The 16322-nt window shown below is 68.5% G+C and carries 18 protein-coding genes; 10 read left to right on the forward strand and 8 right to left on the reverse strand.

The annotated features are described in order from the left end of the window. Position 1: 1 nt before the first annotated feature. A complete protein-coding gene (locus tag ABZ412_RS17900; RefSeq protein WP_357282049.1) occupies positions 2-1297 on the reverse strand; it encodes a DUF445 family protein in 1296 nt (431 codons plus the stop codon). A gap of 204 nt (positions 1298-1501) precedes the next feature. Here ABZ412_RS17900 and ABZ412_RS17905 point away from each other — a divergent pair, with 204 nt between their 5' ends. The 3 genes from ABZ412_RS17905 to ABZ412_RS17915 all read left to right on the forward strand — a co-directional run bounded on the left by ABZ412_RS17905 (position 1502) and on the right by ABZ412_RS17915 (position 5111). After that, positions 1502-2224, forward strand: a complete 723-nt coding sequence (locus ABZ412_RS17905) for a TetR/AcrR family transcriptional regulator (protein ID WP_357282050.1) — start codon at positions 1502-1504, stop codon at positions 2222-2224. A gap of 129 nt (positions 2225-2353) precedes the next feature. Continuing rightward, positions 2354-3787 carry an AarF/ABC1/UbiB kinase family protein gene (locus ABZ412_RS17910; RefSeq protein WP_357281928.1) on the forward strand — a complete coding sequence of 478 codons (1434 nt, stop codon included), beginning with the start codon at positions 2354-2356 and terminating at the stop codon, positions 3785-3787. An 82-nt stretch (positions 3788-3869) separates the two neighbouring features. After that, positions 3870-5111: a saccharopine dehydrogenase NADP-binding domain-containing protein gene (locus tag ABZ412_RS17915; RefSeq protein WP_357281930.1), complete on the forward strand. Its 1242-nt coding sequence runs from the start codon at positions 3870-3872 to the stop codon at positions 5109-5111. A gap of 13 nt (positions 5112-5124) precedes the next feature. Here the strand turns inward: ABZ412_RS17915 and ABZ412_RS17920 are convergent, their stop codons facing one another. Next, positions 5125-6081: a hypothetical protein gene (locus ABZ412_RS17920; RefSeq protein ID WP_357281931.1), complete on the reverse strand. Its 957-nt coding sequence runs from the start codon at positions 6079-6081 to the stop codon at positions 5125-5127. Positions 6082-6163: 82 nt separating this feature from the next. On the opposite strand from ABZ412_RS17920, the gene ABZ412_RS17925 reads away from it, so the two are divergent. Next, a complete protein-coding gene (locus ABZ412_RS17925) occupies positions 6164-6787 on the forward strand; it encodes a TetR family transcriptional regulator (protein ID WP_357281933.1) in 624 nt (207 codons plus the stop codon). 6 nt (positions 6788-6793) lie between these two features. On the opposite strand, the gene ABZ412_RS17930 is transcribed toward ABZ412_RS17925, so the two are convergent. After that, positions 6794-7342, reverse strand: coding sequence for a TetR/AcrR family transcriptional regulator (locus ABZ412_RS17930; RefSeq protein ID WP_357281934.1), 549 nt, complete (start codon positions 7340-7342; stop codon positions 6794-6796). A gap of 132 nt (positions 7343-7474) precedes the next feature. Between ABZ412_RS17930 and ABZ412_RS17935 the strand changes: the two genes are divergently transcribed. The 5 genes from ABZ412_RS17935 to ABZ412_RS17955 all read left to right on the forward strand — a co-directional run bounded on the left by ABZ412_RS17935 (position 7475) and on the right by ABZ412_RS17955 (position 11605). Next, positions 7475-8410 (forward strand): alpha/beta fold hydrolase, encoded by a 936-nt coding sequence (locus tag ABZ412_RS17935; RefSeq protein WP_357281935.1) that lies wholly within the window; start codon positions 7475-7477, stop codon positions 8408-8410. A 125-nt stretch (positions 8411-8535) separates the two neighbouring features. Further along, on the forward strand, positions 8536-9243 hold the full coding sequence (locus tag ABZ412_RS17940; RefSeq protein ID WP_357281937.1) for an ESX secretion-associated protein EspG: 708 nt from the start codon (positions 8536-8538) through the stop codon (positions 9241-9243). Between the two features lie 49 nt (positions 9244-9292). Next, on the forward strand, positions 9293-10144 hold the full coding sequence (locus tag ABZ412_RS17945; RefSeq protein ID WP_357281938.1) for a polyphosphate kinase 2 family protein: 852 nt from the start codon (positions 9293-9295) through the stop codon (positions 10142-10144). 88 nt (positions 10145-10232) lie between these two features. After that, a complete protein-coding gene (locus ABZ412_RS17950) occupies positions 10233-11039 on the forward strand; it encodes a thioredoxin domain-containing protein (RefSeq protein ID WP_357281940.1) in 807 nt (268 codons plus the stop codon). Beyond that, positions 11039-11605: a vitamin K epoxide reductase family protein gene (locus ABZ412_RS17955; protein ID WP_357281942.1), complete on the forward strand. Its 567-nt coding sequence runs from the start codon at positions 11039-11041 to the stop codon at positions 11603-11605. The genes ABZ412_RS17950 and ABZ412_RS17955 overlap by 1 nt, the downstream gene beginning before the upstream one ends. Before the next feature lie 10 nt (positions 11606-11615). On the opposite strand, the gene ABZ412_RS17960 is transcribed toward ABZ412_RS17955, so the two are convergent. Next, positions 11616-12728: a trypsin-like peptidase domain-containing protein gene (locus ABZ412_RS17960; protein WP_357281944.1), complete on the reverse strand. Its 1113-nt coding sequence runs from the start codon at positions 12726-12728 to the stop codon at positions 11616-11618. A gap of 64 nt (positions 12729-12792) precedes the next feature. Continuing rightward, a complete protein-coding gene (locus ABZ412_RS17965) occupies positions 12793-13530 on the reverse strand; it encodes a ZIP family metal transporter (RefSeq protein ID WP_357281945.1) in 738 nt (245 codons plus the stop codon). 106 nt (positions 13531-13636) lie between these two features. Here ABZ412_RS17965 and ABZ412_RS17970 point away from each other — a divergent pair, with 106 nt between their 5' ends. Beyond that, complete coding sequence (locus ABZ412_RS17970; RefSeq protein ID WP_357281947.1) at positions 13637-14689, forward strand: NAD(P)-dependent alcohol dehydrogenase; 1053 nt, start codon at positions 13637-13639, stop codon at positions 14687-14689. Between the two features lie 64 nt (positions 14690-14753). Here ABZ412_RS17970 and ABZ412_RS17975 read toward each other — a convergent pair whose 3' ends face one another. From ABZ412_RS17975 to ABZ412_RS17985, 3 genes are all read right to left on the reverse strand, one after another. Next, the gene (locus ABZ412_RS17975) at positions 14754-14945 is read right to left on the reverse strand and encodes an antitoxin (protein ID WP_357281948.1); all 192 of its coding nucleotides are present in this window, start codon (positions 14943-14945) and stop codon (positions 14754-14756) included. A gap of 77 nt (positions 14946-15022) precedes the next feature. Beyond that, complete coding sequence (locus ABZ412_RS17980) at positions 15023-15403, reverse strand: VOC family protein (RefSeq protein ID WP_357281949.1); 381 nt, start codon at positions 15401-15403, stop codon at positions 15023-15025. 110 nt (positions 15404-15513) lie between these two features. Next, positions 15514-16218, reverse strand: coding sequence for a WYL domain-containing protein (locus ABZ412_RS17985; protein ID WP_357281950.1), 705 nt, complete (start codon positions 16216-16218; stop codon positions 15514-15516). Positions 16219-16322: the final 104 nt, after the last annotated feature.

The following is a 16322-nucleotide window of genomic DNA, read 5'->3' on the forward strand; positions in this document are numbered from 1 at the left end:
TTCAGCCATTGAACAGCAAATGCGAAACGGTGTAGATCACAAGGCCCGCAAGCGAACCCACCACCGTGCCGTTGATGCGAATGAATTGCAGGTCCTTGCCCGCCGCCAATTCGATCTTGCGCGAAGCCTCCTCGGCATCCCAGCGCGCCACCGTGTCGCTGACCAGACCCGCGAACTCGGCGCCGTAGTTGGCGACCAGGTAACGGACGCCCCGTTCCAGCCAGCCGTCCACCTGATCGCGCATCGCCGGGTCCGAGGACAACCGCTCACCCAACTGCAACACGTTCTCCGACACCTTGCGCCGCAAGGTCGAATTCGGATCGTCGGCCGATTCCAGGATCACCCGCTTGGCCGCCCGCCAGGTGGCCTGCGCCATCCCGGTGACCTCGCGCCGGCCCATCAGCTCGGTCTTGATCTTTTCCGCCTTCTCGATCATCGCCTCGTCGAATTGCAGATCGTGGGCGAATTCCTCGAGGAAGCGATTCGCGGCCAGCCGCACCTCGTGATCGGGCTGGGTCCGCACCTTCCAGGTGAATTCCACCAGCTCTCGATAAATGCGTTCGGCCAGGAGCGAATTCACGAATTTGGGCGCCCACGAGGGAGCGTCCCGGTTCACGATGCGGTCGAGGGTCTCCTGCGAGTCCAGCGCCCACTGGTGCGCGCGCTCGGCCAGCAGATCCAGCAGCGGAGCCTGCCGGTTGTCGGCGATCAACTCGTTGAGGACCTTGCCGATGGGCGGGCCCCACAGCGGTTCCGCGATCCGCTTCACGATGGTCTGGTCGATGATCTGCTCGACGTCCTCGTCGCGCAGCACGCCGATCACCGCGCGCAGAATCGTCGCGCTCTCGTCGGAGATCCGTTCCGCGTTCGCCGGTTCTGCCATCCACCGGCCCAGCCGCAACGGAATCTGCGCGGAATTCACCTTCACGGCGACGGCGTCGGGCGAGAGGAAATTGGTGCGCACGAAGTCACCGAGGCCCTCCCCCACCTGATCCTTCTTCTTGCGGATGATCGCGGTGTGCGGGATCGGCAGACCCAGCGGATGCCGGAACAGGGCGGTGACGGCGAACCAGTCGGCCAGCGCGCCCACCATGCCCGCCTCGGAAGCGGCCTTGACGTAGCCCACCCACTCCCCGCCCCCGCCGCGGGAACTGATCCACGCGCAAACGATGTAGATGACGGTGGCCACGGCCAGGAAGCCCGTCGCGATGGCCTTCATACGCCACAGCTCGCGCTTCTTACCCTCTTCGTCCAGGAGATCGGCGAACGCTCCGCCGCCGGTGGGAACGGTCTTCATCGGCTTCGGCTCGGTCTGCTCGAGTACCCCGGCACTGCCGGCAGGTTGCTCCATAACTTCCATTCTGGCGCGTGCTGTGACGAACTCCCCGCCACCGGGCCCTTCCCGAACGGCGGCGATCCACAGCATGGGAGGCTTAAGCTGAATAGGCCCAGGCCCAGGACGCGAACAAGGAGCCAACGCAGCGTGACCACCAAAGGCAGCGTGAGTGCAGCCGTCGAGGCGGCCACCGGTCCACGCGGGGGTCGTGTGGACGGCCGCAAACGCCGCTGGCAGCAGCACAAGATCGACCGACGCGAAGAACTGGTGGACGGCACCCTCGCCGCCATCCGCAAGCGCGGCGGCGATGCCGGAATGGACGAGATCGCCGCCGAGATCGGCGTCTCCAAAACCGTGCTCTACCGGTACTTCTCGGACAAGCAGGATTTGACCCGCGCCACCATGGAACGGTTCATCGAGACCACCCTGATGCCGCGCATCTACGGCGCCATCAGCGACGACCTCGATGAATACCAATTGGTCCGCAACACGCTGGCGGCGTATGTGCACACCGTGGATTCGGACACCGATGTGTACCGGTTCATCATGGGCAACGGCGCGGCGACCGACACCTCCACCCTCGCCGACTTCGAGAAGTTGTTCGCGCAGGTGGTCTCCGCGGTCATCATCGACAAGTCCTTCGACCGCGGCCTGCAGACCGAAGGCGCCATGCTGTGGTCCTACGTGCTGGTCGGCGGCGTGCAGCTGGCCACGGACTGGTGGATCTCCAACCGCACCATGTCCAGCGAGGAAATGCTCGACTACCTCACCATGATGGCCTGGAGCGCCATCGAGGGCATGGTCCGCGCGGGCGGCGACCGCCATTACTTCAACTCGCGCCCCCACGTGCTACCCGATGCGGAGAACACCCCAAACAGTGCTAGCTGACGGCTAGCACTGGAGTTCCCAGTGTGGTTAGTCTGAGTTCGGCGGAGCGCACCCTCTGAGGCGCTCACATCACAGGGTTTCCGCCATGTCGGCACCAACGGGGGTGTTGGCTCCCATGGAGGGTCACTGATGGCGAAAGAGCTGCCCACATCCAGGCTCGCGCGGGGGACGAAGCTGGGAATCGCCGTAGCCGGTAATGCCTTGCGCGCCCAGAAGACCCGGCGCTCCATGCGCGGCAGATCCGAGGCGGTGCGCGCCCGGATGGCCGAGGAATCCATGATCCGGGCCACCGAGCAGATGGTCATGGTGCTGGGCACCATGAAGGGCGTCGCCATGAAGCTCGGGCAGATGCTGTCGGTGCTGGACCTGGACCTGGTGCCGCCCGAGCATCGGGAGCGGTTCCAGCGGCGGCTCGCGGTGCTGCGCGACAGCGCGCCCTCGGTGTCGTTCGAGGTGATGCGGGCGGTCATCGAGGAGGACTTCGGGCAGCCGCTGGAGAAGGTCTTCGCCGAATTCGATCCCGAACCCGTCGCCGCCGCCTCGATCGGGCAGGTCTACAAGGCGACCCTGCACGACGGCCGCGAGGTCGCGGTGAAGGTGCAGTACCCGGGCATCGACACCGCCGTCCGCGCGGACCTGAAGAACCTGGCCATGTTTCGCCGCATCCTGCAGTCCGCCATGCCGTGGGTGACCCCGGCCGTGCTCGACGAGCTGCGGCTGAACTTGGAGAGCGAACTCGACTACGTCGCCGAGGCCACTACCCAGAAGCAGATCTCGGACCTGTTCGCCGGGCACCCGTTCATCGTGGTGCCCACCACCTACCCGGAACTGTCCACCACCCGCGTGCTGGTCAGCGCGTACTTCCCCGGCCGCGGCTTCGAGGAGATCCGGGAAATGCCCGCGGCCGAACGGAATCGGATCGGCGAGATCATCTACCGGTTCTATGTGGGCTCGCTGTTCACCTTCAACGAGTTCTGCGGCGACCCGCACCCCGGCAACCTGCTGCTGGGCCCCGACGGCCGGGTCGCGTTCCTGGACTTCGGGCTCTACAACCGGATGGATCCCGAACACGTGCGCTTCGAGGCCGTCTGCATTCGCGCGGCCGCCGAGGAGCGGGCCGAGGACCTGCGCGACCTCATGGTGCAGCGCGGCGTCATCGAATCGCCCGAGGAGATCACGCCCGAGGAATGCCTGGAATACGTACTCGCCGCGTGTGAATGGGCGCTGGTGGACGAGGAACTCACCATCACCCCCGAATTGGCCTCCGGCGCCTTCGTACTCGCGGTGGACCCGCGGGCCACCGACTTCGAGGGCATGAAACAGCAGAATCTGCCGCCCGAGCACCTGTTCTCCCGCCGCGCCGACTTCCTGACCTTCGGCATGCTCGGGCAGCTGGAAGCGACCGGCAACTGGCACCGCATCGCGCGGGAGTGGCTGTACGGGGACGACCCGGTCACCGCACTCGGCCGCGCCCATCACGAATGGCTGGCGAGCCGACCGGCTCCCACGCCGACCACCGGGGCACCCACCAAGAAGCCCCGCAAGCGCGCCGCCAAGGCGTGACAAACCCGACTCGCGGGGCTCGGGCCGCCGCCTCCGCGGCCGGCCTTCGCCCCCGAACCAACGAAACGGATTGGTGAGACCTGTGGCCGCAAGGGAATTCGACATCGCGTTATTCGGGGCGACCGGCTTCGTGGGCAAGCTGACCGCGCACTATCTCGTGGAGGCGGCGCCCGCGGGCGCGCGCATCGCGCTGGCGGGCCGCTCGCTGGAGAAGCTGGCCGCCGTTCGCGCGGAACTCGGCCCGCTCGCCGCCGAATGGCCGCTGGTGCAGGCGGATTCGACGGATCGGGAGAGCTTGAACGCGCTGGCGGCGCGGACCAAGGTGGTCGTCACCACCGTGGGTCCGTACCTGCGCTACGGCTTCCCATTGGTCCAGGCGTGCGCGGAGAACGGCACGCACTACGCCGATCTCACCGGTGAGGCGCTGTTCATCCGCGACTGCATCGACCGGTTCGGCGACAAGGCCGCCGAGACCGGCGCGAAGATCGTGAATTCCTGCGGCTTCGACTCGATTCCGTCGGATCTGAGCGTGTACCAGCTGTACAAGCGCAGTGTCGCCGACAACACGGGCGAGCTCACCGACGTCACCCTGGTGGCCTTCCTCAAGGGCGGGATGAGCGGTGGCACCATCGACTCGATCCGTGCGCTCGTCGAGGCGGTCGCCGAGGAGCCCGCCAAAGCATCGGTCATGGCGCACCCCTACTCGCTGAGCCCCGACAAGTCGATGGACCCCGATGTCGGCCGTCAGTCCGACCAGGCCCTCTCGCGAGCCTCGGACATCGATCCGAGCCTGGACGGCTGGGTGGCGACCTTCATCATGGGCGCGCACAACACCAAGATCGTGCGCCGCTCGAACGGTCTGCTGGGCTGGCCCTACGGCAAGAACTTCCGCTACAAGGAGGTCATGAGCGCCGGATCGTCGGCCGCCTCTCCCCTGGTAGCCGCCGGTATCGCGGGCGGCATCGTCGCCACCATGGCGACCGGTGCGGTGCTGTCGCGAGTGCCGCTGGGCCGCAAGCTGATCGACCGCATCGTGCCCGCACCGGGCACCGGACCGGACGAGAAGGCCCGGCGCAACGGCTGGTTCACCATGCGAACCTTCGCTCACACCACCTCCGGCGCGAAGTACAAGTGCACCTTCGCCGGTAAGGGCGACCCGGGTTACCAGGCCACCGCGGTGATGCTCGGCCAGGCCGGACTCTGCCTGGCCTTCGACGACCTGCCGGAGCTGGCGGGCATCCTCACCCCCGCCTCGGCCATGGGTGACGCGCTGACCGAGCGGCTGCGCGCCGCCGACATCACCATCGAGGTCACTCCCGCCTGACCAGACTCGGCGGTCACGCCGGGGCGCTGTACTTCGCGATCAGCTCGCGATATTTCTCGAAGGCGGGCTTCGGCGTGTAATCCGAACGCAGGAGCCCGAATTCGAGGTTCATATCGCCCTGATCGCTGTACGAATCACGGAGGCCGAAGTGCTCGTAGGTGGTGATGCCGAGCTCGTCGGCCAGGCCGTCGACGAGTTCGACCATGGTCTCGAGCACCTCGGCCTGCCGCGCGCAGGACCGTCCCGGCCCGGTGGCCCAGCCGTTTTCGCTGATGTGGATGGGTGTCGTGGCGGGTATGCCCGCGGTGGCGAGGCTGTCGCGCCGGAAGCCCGTCATCACCGCCGTGGCAGCGGCTTCCAGCTCCGAGGCCGGTAGCGGCCGGAAGACGTCGGGGAAGAAGTCCAGCCCGACATAGTCGAGCGCGTCGGCGAATTCGCGCCCGCCCAGGCGGCCGAGGTCCGTCCAGTACTGCTGCCCCGGATCGAAGGCCGGTGCCGCGTTGCAGCCGATGCGCACCGCGAGGCCGAGTCGATCCACCTCGGCCCGAGCAGCCAGCACTCCTTCGACCACGGCCCGCCGGACCTGTGGAAAGTCGCCGTTGCCGCCGGGGCCGGCGTGGTTGGGCTCCTGTGCGATCTGCAGCGAGGACAGCACCGGACCGTGCTCGCGAATCTGCTGGCGCAGGAACGCGAGCCAGCCGGTCAAGGTGTCGCCGGGCTCGTGGAAACACACCACCAAATCGAGGGTTCGATGTGCCCCGGCGTACTGCCACGGCCGCGGCGGGGCCTCCTGGAATCCACCGCGCGCGTCGCTGTACAGGACGTATCCGCGCACCACGAATGGGTGCTCGCCGTGTAGTTCGTCGAGGGCGGCCGCGATGCGGTCGGCCCGTTCCGGCGGTCCGGGGGTGATATTGCCGTACTGGTCACCGCCGAGCCCGCCCGCGTAGATGCCGAATCTGAGCGTCATGGCTCCGACCGTACCGCTAATTTTGGTGTCACACCATTTTTAGTGTCACACCTATACTGGCCGCGACCGGAAGGAGCGATCGTTGGCACTGCGCGAGGAGAAGAAGCGCGCCACCCGGACCGCACTGGCCGACGCGGCCATGGCGCTGTTCGCGGAGAAAGGGTTCGACAAGGTCACCGTGGCGGAGGTCGCGCGGGCGGCGAACGTGTCGGTCAATACCGCGTTCAACTACTTCCCGACCAAGGAGGACCTGTTCTTCGACCGTCAGGACGAGGTCGTGGACCGGCTCGCCGCGGCGGTACGGGATCGCGAACCGGGCGAGTCGGCCGCGGCGGCGGTGCGGCGTTCCTTCCTCGACCGGGTGGGCCGCGACGATCCGACGCTCGGCCTCGCGCCCGCCGCCACCACCTTCTGGCAGCTGATCGACGACAGCCCGGCACTGCAAGCACGCTTGCGGCGGCTCGGCGAGCAGACGGAGAACGCGCTCGCCGAGGCGCTGGCCGAGGCCGCCGGCGCCGAGACGGACGACCCCGTTCCGCGGCTCGTCGCGGCCGCTCTCGCGGGCCTCGATCGCGCACTGCACGCCGAGATCCGCCGAGCCGTCCTGGCGGGCACGGCCCCGGAGACGGTGCGGGCCATGGCGATTCGAGCGGCCACCGACGGATTCGATGCGGCCGTGACGGGCCTCGCCGACAGCGAGCGGTGAGCCGGGTCAGCCCGGGACGCGGTCGATCAGTGCGGTGAGCGCGGCGCGGAGGTCGGGGCGGGCCGCGCCGGAATACAGTTCGGCCAGTGCGATTTCGGCGACCATGGCGATCACCAGGTGCGCCACCGCGGGTGGGTTTCCCCAGCCCAGCGCTTCGATATCGGGGGCGATCATGACGGCCACGAGGTGATTGCGGGCCGTCACCTCGTCGAGCAGGTCGGCGTCGGTACGGGATTGAGCCAGGAAGGCTTTCGTGCCACGAGTCGCGAGGCAGGCGTCCAGGTACGCGGCGAGGCCGGCGTGGAGACGAGCCGGACCCGGCTCCAGGTCGCCGATGGCGGCGAGGACCAGGGTGGTCAGCTCGTCATGGTAGCGGCGATGCAGAGCCACCACGTAGCTGCGGCGGTCCGGGAAGTGGTGGTAGAAGGTGCCTTTCGCCATCCCCGCCGCCCGCACGACGGCGTTCACGGACAGTCCGGCCAGGCCCGCGCGGGCGGCCACGTCGGACCCCGCGTCGAGCAGGGCGTTGCGGCCGGGTTCCGCTGGTCGTGGCATGGCCGAAATCCTTTCCTGGGCCGAGGCTTTCCCCGAGGGTACATCGCGGGCTAGTCTATGACCGACCGGTCGGTCATGCCCGGCGCGCTGGGGGCGCCGGGCGTACGACCGCCACGAACACCGGGAGCACCCATGTCGCGATCGGCCACCGGCCGTCTCAGCCTCGCCGCCTTGTTCACCGCGGGCCTGTGCGCCGCCGCCCTCCCGGGCACGGCCGCCGCCGACCAACCCGATCCGTCCTACAGCTATTTCGGCGGGCTGGCCGCCGAGCTCACCGCGCCGGGGCAGCCGCCGCCCGGCGCGAACGACTGGTCCTGCGCACCGACCGCGGCGCACCCGAATCCGGTCGTCCTGCTGCACGGATTGGGCAATGACACCGTCGGCTGGAACACCCTCTCGCCGGTGCTCGTGAACGCCGGGTACTGCGTATTCACCACGACCTACGGCACGGGCGCGCTCGGACCGATCATGGGCGCGGTGACGCCGGTCGAGACCAGCGCCCGGCAGATCTCCGACTTCATCGACCGGGTACGCGCCGAAACCGGTTCGGACAAGGTCGATCTCGTCGGCCATTCGATGGGCGGCGCGGTCCCCTTCTACGCCCTGAACCACCTCGGCGCGGCTCCGAAGATCGACCACTACGTGGCGCTCGCCGCGCCACTGCACGGCTCGACGGTCAGCGGTCTGGCTGATCTGCAACCGCTGCTCGAATCCACGGCACCCGGAATGGAATTGGCGGCGCAGTGCGGCCCCTGCCAGCTGTCGCCCGGTTCACGGGTCGCGGTGGACCTGAACCCGGACCCGGCCATCGCCCCGGCGATCCGGTTCACCACGGTCGTGTCCCGCTACGACGAGATCGCCACCCCCTGGACCACCGGCCTGCTCGACGGCCCGAACGTCGACAATGTGGTGCTGCAGGACCTGTGCGCGACCGACTACACCGAGCACTTCGAACTGCCCGCCGATCCGGTGGCGGTGCGGGTGGTTCTCAATGCCCTCGATCCCGAACACGCTCGGCCGGTGTCCTGCACGGTCGTGCTGCCGTTCGCGGGACCGCCGGTCCGATAGAAATCCTCCGCCCGAATGCGACAGGTCACGAACTGCGCTCGAGCGTGACGGCCAGCACCCGCAGAATCTCTCCGGTAGGGTCGCGGGCGGGACGGAGGTGGTTACCGAGAAAGGGGGTCGGCCACGTGAAATGGATCCTGACCCCGGACGAGTTCGCGATCATCTGGACCCGCGAAACCGATCTGGAACGCCGTCCCTACCCGCTCGACACGAGCCCCGCGCCAACCGAGAACGCCGGCGGCGCATCGCGATTCGGCCCACTGGCGCTGGGCGCGCCGATGCCGCGCCACCTGCGTCGCACCGATCCGGACCTGGCCGCCGCCCTGGCGCTGTGCGCCCGCACCGACACCACGACGGTCACCCTCTACGGCGAACGCACCGCCCTGCCCGGCGCCCGGCGCATTCTCGCGTTCGCGGCGGTGGGCCAGCAGCGGGCCGGGATCCTGGTCTCGATGCCGGACGCGGTGACCGTATCCCTGTGTCCGGCCGAGCATCTGGGCCGGGAACTGGTGGAGATCATCGGATCCGCGCCGCCCGGACGGCTGGAAACGCTGCGGGAACCCCAGCAGGCCGTGCTGTATCCCGACGCCGCCGGAGCCGGGGAGGAAGCGGATCGCTTCCGCCGCAAGCTGCGCGAGCCCGTGGACGGCCGCGGCTTCATCACCGTCTCGGTGGAACCGGCGAATCCGCTCTCGCCGCCGACCCGGCATCGCACCTGGCTCGACTTCTCCGGCGACGGCCGCTACCTGCTCACCACGGCCGCCGATCTCACGCTGACCCCGGTGACCGACGAGGAACTGGCCGCCCAGCTGGTGCACCTGGCCCGGGTCTGATTCGGCGCGGTTGCCTGCGGGGAACCACGCCGCGTGCTACGCATGACGAATGGCGAAGGCGACATCCTGGTCCAAACCGGTCACCAAGGCGCTACGCGCCGACGGCATCTCGGTCGCGGACCTGAATCCGTCCGCGACTCCGGGCTTCAAGGGCGACAAGCGTGCCGGTGAGGCCCTGCTCGAGGAGCGCCGCGCGGTGCTGTCGGATCTGCAGGAGAAGCTCTACGCCAACGGCCGCTCCGGCGACACCCGCAGTGTGCTGCTGGTGCTGCAGGGCATGGACACCGCGGGCAAGGGCGGCATCGTCCGGCACGTGATCGGCTCGGTCGACCCGCAGGGCGTGGACCACGCGGCCTTCGGGGTGCCGACCGCCGAGGAGCGCAAACACCACTACCTGTGGCGGATCCGCAAGCAGCTGCCGCGCGGCGGGCAGCTCGGGGTGTTCGACCGCTCGCACTACGAGGACGTGCTGGTGGTGCGGGTGCACGAGCTGGTCCCGCCGGAGGTGTGGGGCAAGCGCTACGACGAGATCAACAAGTTCGAGCGCAAACTGGTCGACGACGGCACCACCGTGGTGAAGGTCGCCATGTTCATCTCCCTCGACGAGCAGAAGAAGCGGCTCATGCAGCGGCTGGACCGCCCCGACAAGTACTGGAAGTTCAACCCCGCCGACATCGACGAGCGTGGCTACTGGCCGCAGTACCAAGAGGCGTACCAGGCGGTCCTGGACCGCACCAACACCGACTACGCCCCCTGGTACGTGCTGCCCTGCGACTCCAAGTGGTACGCCCGCCTGGCCGTCACCGAACTGCTGATCGACGCCCTGCAGGGCCTGAAACTCGACTGGCCGCCCGCCGGCTTCGATATCGAGGAGCAGAAGAAACGCCTCGCGCGGGCGTGATCCCCGTCCCCCGCACGCCCGCTTGCTGGTTTCTCTCAGGTTCGCGGGTGAAGATGGGCCCGCACATGTCGTGACTACGGAAGGTGTGGTGAGCGCAGAGGTGAGCAACAAACCGGGTCGGAATCCGCTGGCGCAGGCGGCCAAGGCCGACCGCAACCGCAGGATCCTCATTCAAGTGGCGGTGGCCGTCGTCCTACTCGGCCTGATCGCCGGCATCGGCATCACCTTGGCGACGCGCAAGCACAACGACGACAAGGCCGCCGAGGGCTCGAACACGTTCCACTGGAATGCCGAGCAGGCCGCGCTGGTGCCGCCGAATCTCACCCCCGAGGGCGCGATCCGGATCGACAACGCCGCCGCCACCGCGCCCGCGGGCAAGCAGAAGGTGTCCGTGCGCGTGGTCGCCGACGTGCAGTGCCCCGCGTGCAACATGTTCGAGAAGGCCAATGCCGACGCGCTGGTCAAGGCGGTCCAGAGCGGCCAGGCGGTGGTGGACTACAACATCATCACCTTCCTCGACCGCGCCTCCAACGGCAATCAGTACTCCACCCGCGGGGCGGCGGCCGCCTACGTGATGTACGAGGCCGACCCGTCGAAGTTCCAGGCCTGGCTGTCCGCCATGTACGAGCACCAGCCCAAGGAGGGCGGCAACGGCATGAGCGACGACCAGCTCATCAAGATCGCCAAGGACTCCGGGTACACCGATCCGGCCGTGGCCCAGGCCATCAAGGACGGCAAGTACACCACCTGGGTGCAGCAGCAGACCGACAAGGTCTTCGCCACCGGCGTGAAGTCCACTCCGACGGTGTACGTGAACGGCACCCCGGTGTCCGACAGCCAGGCCCTCATGTCGTCCGGCGGCATGACCTCGGTGATCGAGAACGCGAGCAAGTGATGATCTCCGCTGGACCCCGATCGGCGTGGCCGCTGCTGCTGGCCGCGCTGATCGGCTGGGGGGCCTCGGTCACGCTGCTGGTCGAGAAGTTCAAGTCGCTGACCGAACCCGGCTATCGGCCGTTGTGCACCATCGACTCGACGCTGTCGTGCTCCACGGTGATGGCGGACAAGACCGCGTCGCTGTTCGGATTCCCCAATCCGATCATCGGCGTGGTGGGTTTCTCGGTGTTCGTGACCATCGGAGTGCTGCTGGTCTGCGGAATCTCGTTGCCGCGCTGGTTCGTCGGCGGCATGTGGGCCGGTCTGCTGGCGGGCGTGGCGGCCATCGGCTGGCTGGTCTGGGACGCCACTTTCCAGATCCACGCGCTGTGCCCGTGGTGCATGGTGGTGTGGGCGGTGACCCCGGCCATGTTCGCCATCGTGACCGAACTGCTGTTCGGCCGGTCCCGCGGCGTCGCGCAGATCATCGCGGAGTGGCGGTGGACGCTGGTCGCCGTGTTCTACGCGGTGGTCATCCTGATCGTGTACGTCCAGTTCCAGTCGTACTGGAACAGCAAGTTCTGATCGGCCGGGACTAGTTCGGCGGGCCGACGGTGAGGGACACGCTCACCGTCCGGCGCGCCCCACCCGGTTCGCTGATCTCGAGCCGCACCACATCGTCCGGTTTATGGGCGTTGAGTGCGGCTTTCAGCATTTGTGAGCCCGTGATGGGCCGGTCGTCGAGGGCGGTGATGACCTCTCCGTCGGCGAGCCCGGCCTCGTAGGCGGGCAGTCCGTAGATGGCGACGTCGATGCGCGCGCCCGCCGGCGCCCCCGACTGCGCGGACGGCTGCGCGTCGGAGGTGAGGATGCCGAGCGTGGCGGTGGGGCCGATGTGCACGGTGTCGGTCGATGTGCCGGAACGGATCTGGCGGACCACGCCCATGGCGGTGTCGATGGGGACCGCGTAGCCGTTGGGCCCCTTGCCCACCGCCTTCGCCGCCTCGCCGGAGGCGGCGGTGACGACCCCGATCACCGAGCCGTAGCGGTCCACCAGCGCGCCGCCGGACTGCCCGGCGGCGACCGCGGCCGCGACCTCGATCATGCCGCGCAACGACTTCCGCGTCAGGTCGGCCGAATTACGCGCCACGATGGACGAATCCAGATTGGTGATGGGCCCGCCCACCGCGGTCGGCGATCCGGTGCCGCCGGCATTGCCGATGGCCAGCACGTCGTCGCCCACGTGCAGCGGGGCGGAACTGCCGATCCGGGCGACCGGCAGACCGCCCGCGCCCTGCAGATCCAGCAGCGCGATGTCGGCCATGGCGTCGTAGCCGGCCACGGTGGCGGTGTAGACCGCGCCGGTGCCGACATCCGAGACCGTCACGGTGTCAGCGCCTTTGATGACGTGATGACTGGTCAGCACCTCCCCCTCGGCGCTGAGCACGATGCCGGACCCGGCCGCGCCCATGCCGTAGGGGCGGATCCCCGCGGTGATGTTCACCAGCGCCGGTTCCGCGACCCGCGCCACCAGGGTGACGTTCAGCGGAGGCAGCGGCGGGCCGGTCAGAGCGGCGGTGACGTAGGTGTCGCCGAAGGGCCAGCGGGGCAGTTCACCGCGGTAGCCGAGGAATCCGGTGATGCCGAGCACGACCACCACGAACAGCGCGAACACCCGGCCGCCGCCACCGCGTCTGTCGCTGTCCACGGACCCTCCCGATTGCGGTTCGCCCGCCGGCTCGAGCAAGCGTCTCTACCGGTGTACCAGCATTTCAATGACTCAGCGCCACAACGCCCAATATGAAAAGCACACCGGCCAGTGTGCATACCAACGGTCCGCGGGCGGGTTTGCCCGCGTGTGCCTCGGGCAGGATATCGGCCGTGGCGAGGTAGAGCAGGAAGCCTGCGAAATAACCCAGGAACAGTCCGACCAGTCCGGACGGAACCTTGACCACCGTACCGATCACCGCACCGATCACCGGGGCCACGGCATCGAGCCCGAGCATGATCAGGCCACGCTTGCGGGCATTGCCGTACAGCGTGGCCAGGGTGAAAGTGTTGAATCCGTCCGCGAAGTCGTGGCAGATCACCGCGATGGCCACCGCCACGCCCGTCGCCGCGCCCGCCTGGAAACCGAAACCGATACTGAGGCCGTCGAGGGTGCTGTGGAACACCAGCCCGCCCGCGGCCAGCAAACCCAGCGAACTGAAGTCGTGATTGTGCTGGTGCGCCCCGAATTCGTCCTCGTGGCCGGTGTGGATGGCCATCGACCGCTCGATCACGTGCACGGTGAAGAAACCGATCACCGCGGCCAGCAGCGGCACCGGAACGCCGAGCGCCTCGCTGTCGTCCAGTTCGAGGGCCTCGGGCATCAGATCGAAGGCCACCACGCCGAGCATGACTCCCGCCGCCAGCCCCAGCACCAGTCGCTTGCGCTCGCCGATCCGCACGGCCAGCAGGCCGCCGACCAGGGTCGAGCAGAACGACAGGAACGACAGCAGAATCGCCATTCCGCCAGCATGCCGACCGATTGCGGGCCCATCGGCGCGGCACGCCGGGGTGGGAAATCGGACGAAAGGTTTGAGCTCCGGGGGATGCGGGAGTAGGCATGACTCCATGAGCACCGCTACCGCCTATGCCGTGAACGCCCCGGACGGGTCCTTCGAGAAGGTCGCCATCGAGCGCCGCGAACTCGGACCCCACGACGTGCTGATCGACGTGAAGTACGCGGGCATCTGCCACTCCGACATCCACACCGCCCGCAACGAATGGCGTGGGACCGCCTACCCGTGCGTGCCCGGCCACGAGATCGCCGGAATCGTGGCCGCCGTCGGCTCCGAAGTGACCCGGCACCGGGTCGGCGACCGGGTCGGCGTGGGCTGTCTGGTCGACTCGTGCGGCGAGTGCGAGCCCTGCGTGGCCGGGGAACAGCAGTACTGCACCCGGGCCGCGGTCTGGACCTACAACTCCCCCGTGCCCGCCGAACAGCAGGCGGGCGGGCGGACCCTGGGCGGCTACTCCACGCAGATCGTGGTGACCGAGGGCTTCGTGCTGTCCATTCCCGAGGGCATCGGGCTGGATGTGGCCGCGCCGCTGCTGTGCGCGGGCATCACCCTGTTCTCACCGCTGCGGCACTGGAACGCCGGGCCGGGCAAACGGGTCGCCATCATCGGCATGGGCGGGCTCGGGCACATCGGCGTGAAGATCGCCGCGGCCATGGGCGCGGAGGTGACCGTGCTCAGCCACTCGATGTCCAAGCAGGACGATGGCCGCCGGTTCGGCGCGCACCACTACTACGCCACCGGTGACCGCGCCACCTTCAAGCAGCTGCGCGGCAGCTTCGACCTGATCATCAACACCGTGTCCGCGGACCTGCCGATCGAGGACTACCTCAAGCTGTTGCGCCTGGACGGCAGCCTGGTGGCGCTCGGCCTGCCCGACAAGCCCTACAGTGTGCGGGCCTCGGCGCTGTCCGGCTTCCGGCGCTCACTGTCCGGCTCGATGATCGGCGGTATCGCGCAAACCCAGGAGATGCTGGACTTCTGCGCCGAGCACGGCATCGGCGCGGAGATCGAGGTCATCCCCGCCGACCGCATCGACGACGCCTACGAGCGCGTGATCGCCTCCGACGTGCGCTACCGCTTCGTCATCGACGCCGCCACCATGTGACGCCGCGGGGTATTTCGCACCGGCCGCTGCGAAATGCCCCGCGCCGCACGTCATGCACCGACGGCTACTGGCCCGACTGCTCGCGCAGGGCCTGCTTGGCGGCGTCCTGCACCTTGTCCACCGCGCCGGCGAACTTGCCGTCGGTCTGCTGGTCCAGCGCGTCGCCGGCCTTGTCGATCAACGGCTCCAGCTTGTCGGCGTGCTGACCCGCCAGCTCCGCCGCCTTGCCCGCCGCGTCCTTCAACTGATCGAACATGCCCACGATCCACACTCCTGTCTCGAAACAACGTCCAGGACAGGCTATCTCCGCGCGACGGGCGGGACCGGCGCCGCTCAGTTCGCGGGCGGCGGGCTGAAGACGCCGAAGCGGTTGCCGGAGGTGTCGAGCAGTTCGGCGAAGACCAGGCCGTTCTTGGCGGTCATAGGCTGCAGGAACACCTTGCCGCCCTGCTTCTCGGCCGCGGCCAGGGTCGCGGCGACGTCCTGGACCAGCACATAGAAGATGGCGTGATTGGCCGAGGCGTCGTCGACGTGCGCGAGGCCGCCGGCGGGCATCTCGTTGCCCGGGTAGGTGATGAGGTCGTAGCCGCTGTCCTGGTCGGGGTCCTGCGCGAAGTTCCAGCCGAACAGGCCGTTGTAGAAGGTCTTCACCGAGTCGGGCTGGTCGCTGCCGACCTGGAACCAGGCGACGGTGTTGAAGGGCGGGGTGGTCATGGCTGTCTCCTGTGCGGTCGTCGTGGATTTCTTGTGCCCCACCACGATCTCGCCGCCCGGCGACAACCCCCTGTCGGTGTTTCCCGATCTTTCGTCGGTGTTTCCCGGGCCTAGCCGAGCGAGATCATCCGGATCTCGTGCACCGGTTCGGCCGGGCTGCACGTCTCGATGGACCGCTCCGGCCCGATCCGCTCGGTCAGTTCGATCGCCTTCATCCGGTCGAGCCGGAAATTGCGCGGTTCGTCGCGCAGCAGGCACCAGCCCAGCAGGTACCAGCCCCGGCCGCCGTGCAGCAGGGCCACCGGTTCCACCTCGCGCTCACTGAGCACGCCCGCCCGATCCAGGTATTCGATGCGCAGCACCCGCCGCGCCACCACGGCCTGCTCCACCTCGGGCGGCACCGGCATGGGCGCGACCGCCTCGGGTGATTCCAGCAGCCGCACACGCAGCGCCAATTGCCTTGCGGCGGCGGCGTTCTGGGCGGACATGGCGGCCAGGATCTTGCGCAGCGCACTGCGCCCCGCGTCGGCGAACGGACCGCCGTCGGCGCGCGCCACCGCGACGGCCAGCGCCACCGCCTCGGCCGCGGTGAAGTTGAGCGGCGGCAGCGACATGCTCTTCTCCAGCGCGTACCCGCCCCGCCGCCCCACATCGGCGTAGATGGGGACCCCCGACTGCTGGAGCGCGCTGATATCCCGCTCGACCGTGCGCACGCTCACCCCGTGCCGCGCGGCGAGTTCCCGTGCGGTGCGCAGGCGCGGCGACACCGCCCGCAACTCCTCGACGATCGCGTAGAGCCGGTCCGTGCGGTTCACGCCCACACCGTAGCGAGGCCCACCGACAATTCCGGGAGACCGCGAACCTACTTCCCCTGCTGGTCCGGCGGCATCCGATCGCCCTTCCGGTCGTCGGCGGCGAA

Origin of the sequence: Nocardia sp. NPDC005746, assembly GCF_040630785.1 — a bacterium.
Lineage (GTDB): Bacteria > Actinomycetota > Actinomycetes > Mycobacteriales > Mycobacteriaceae > Nocardia.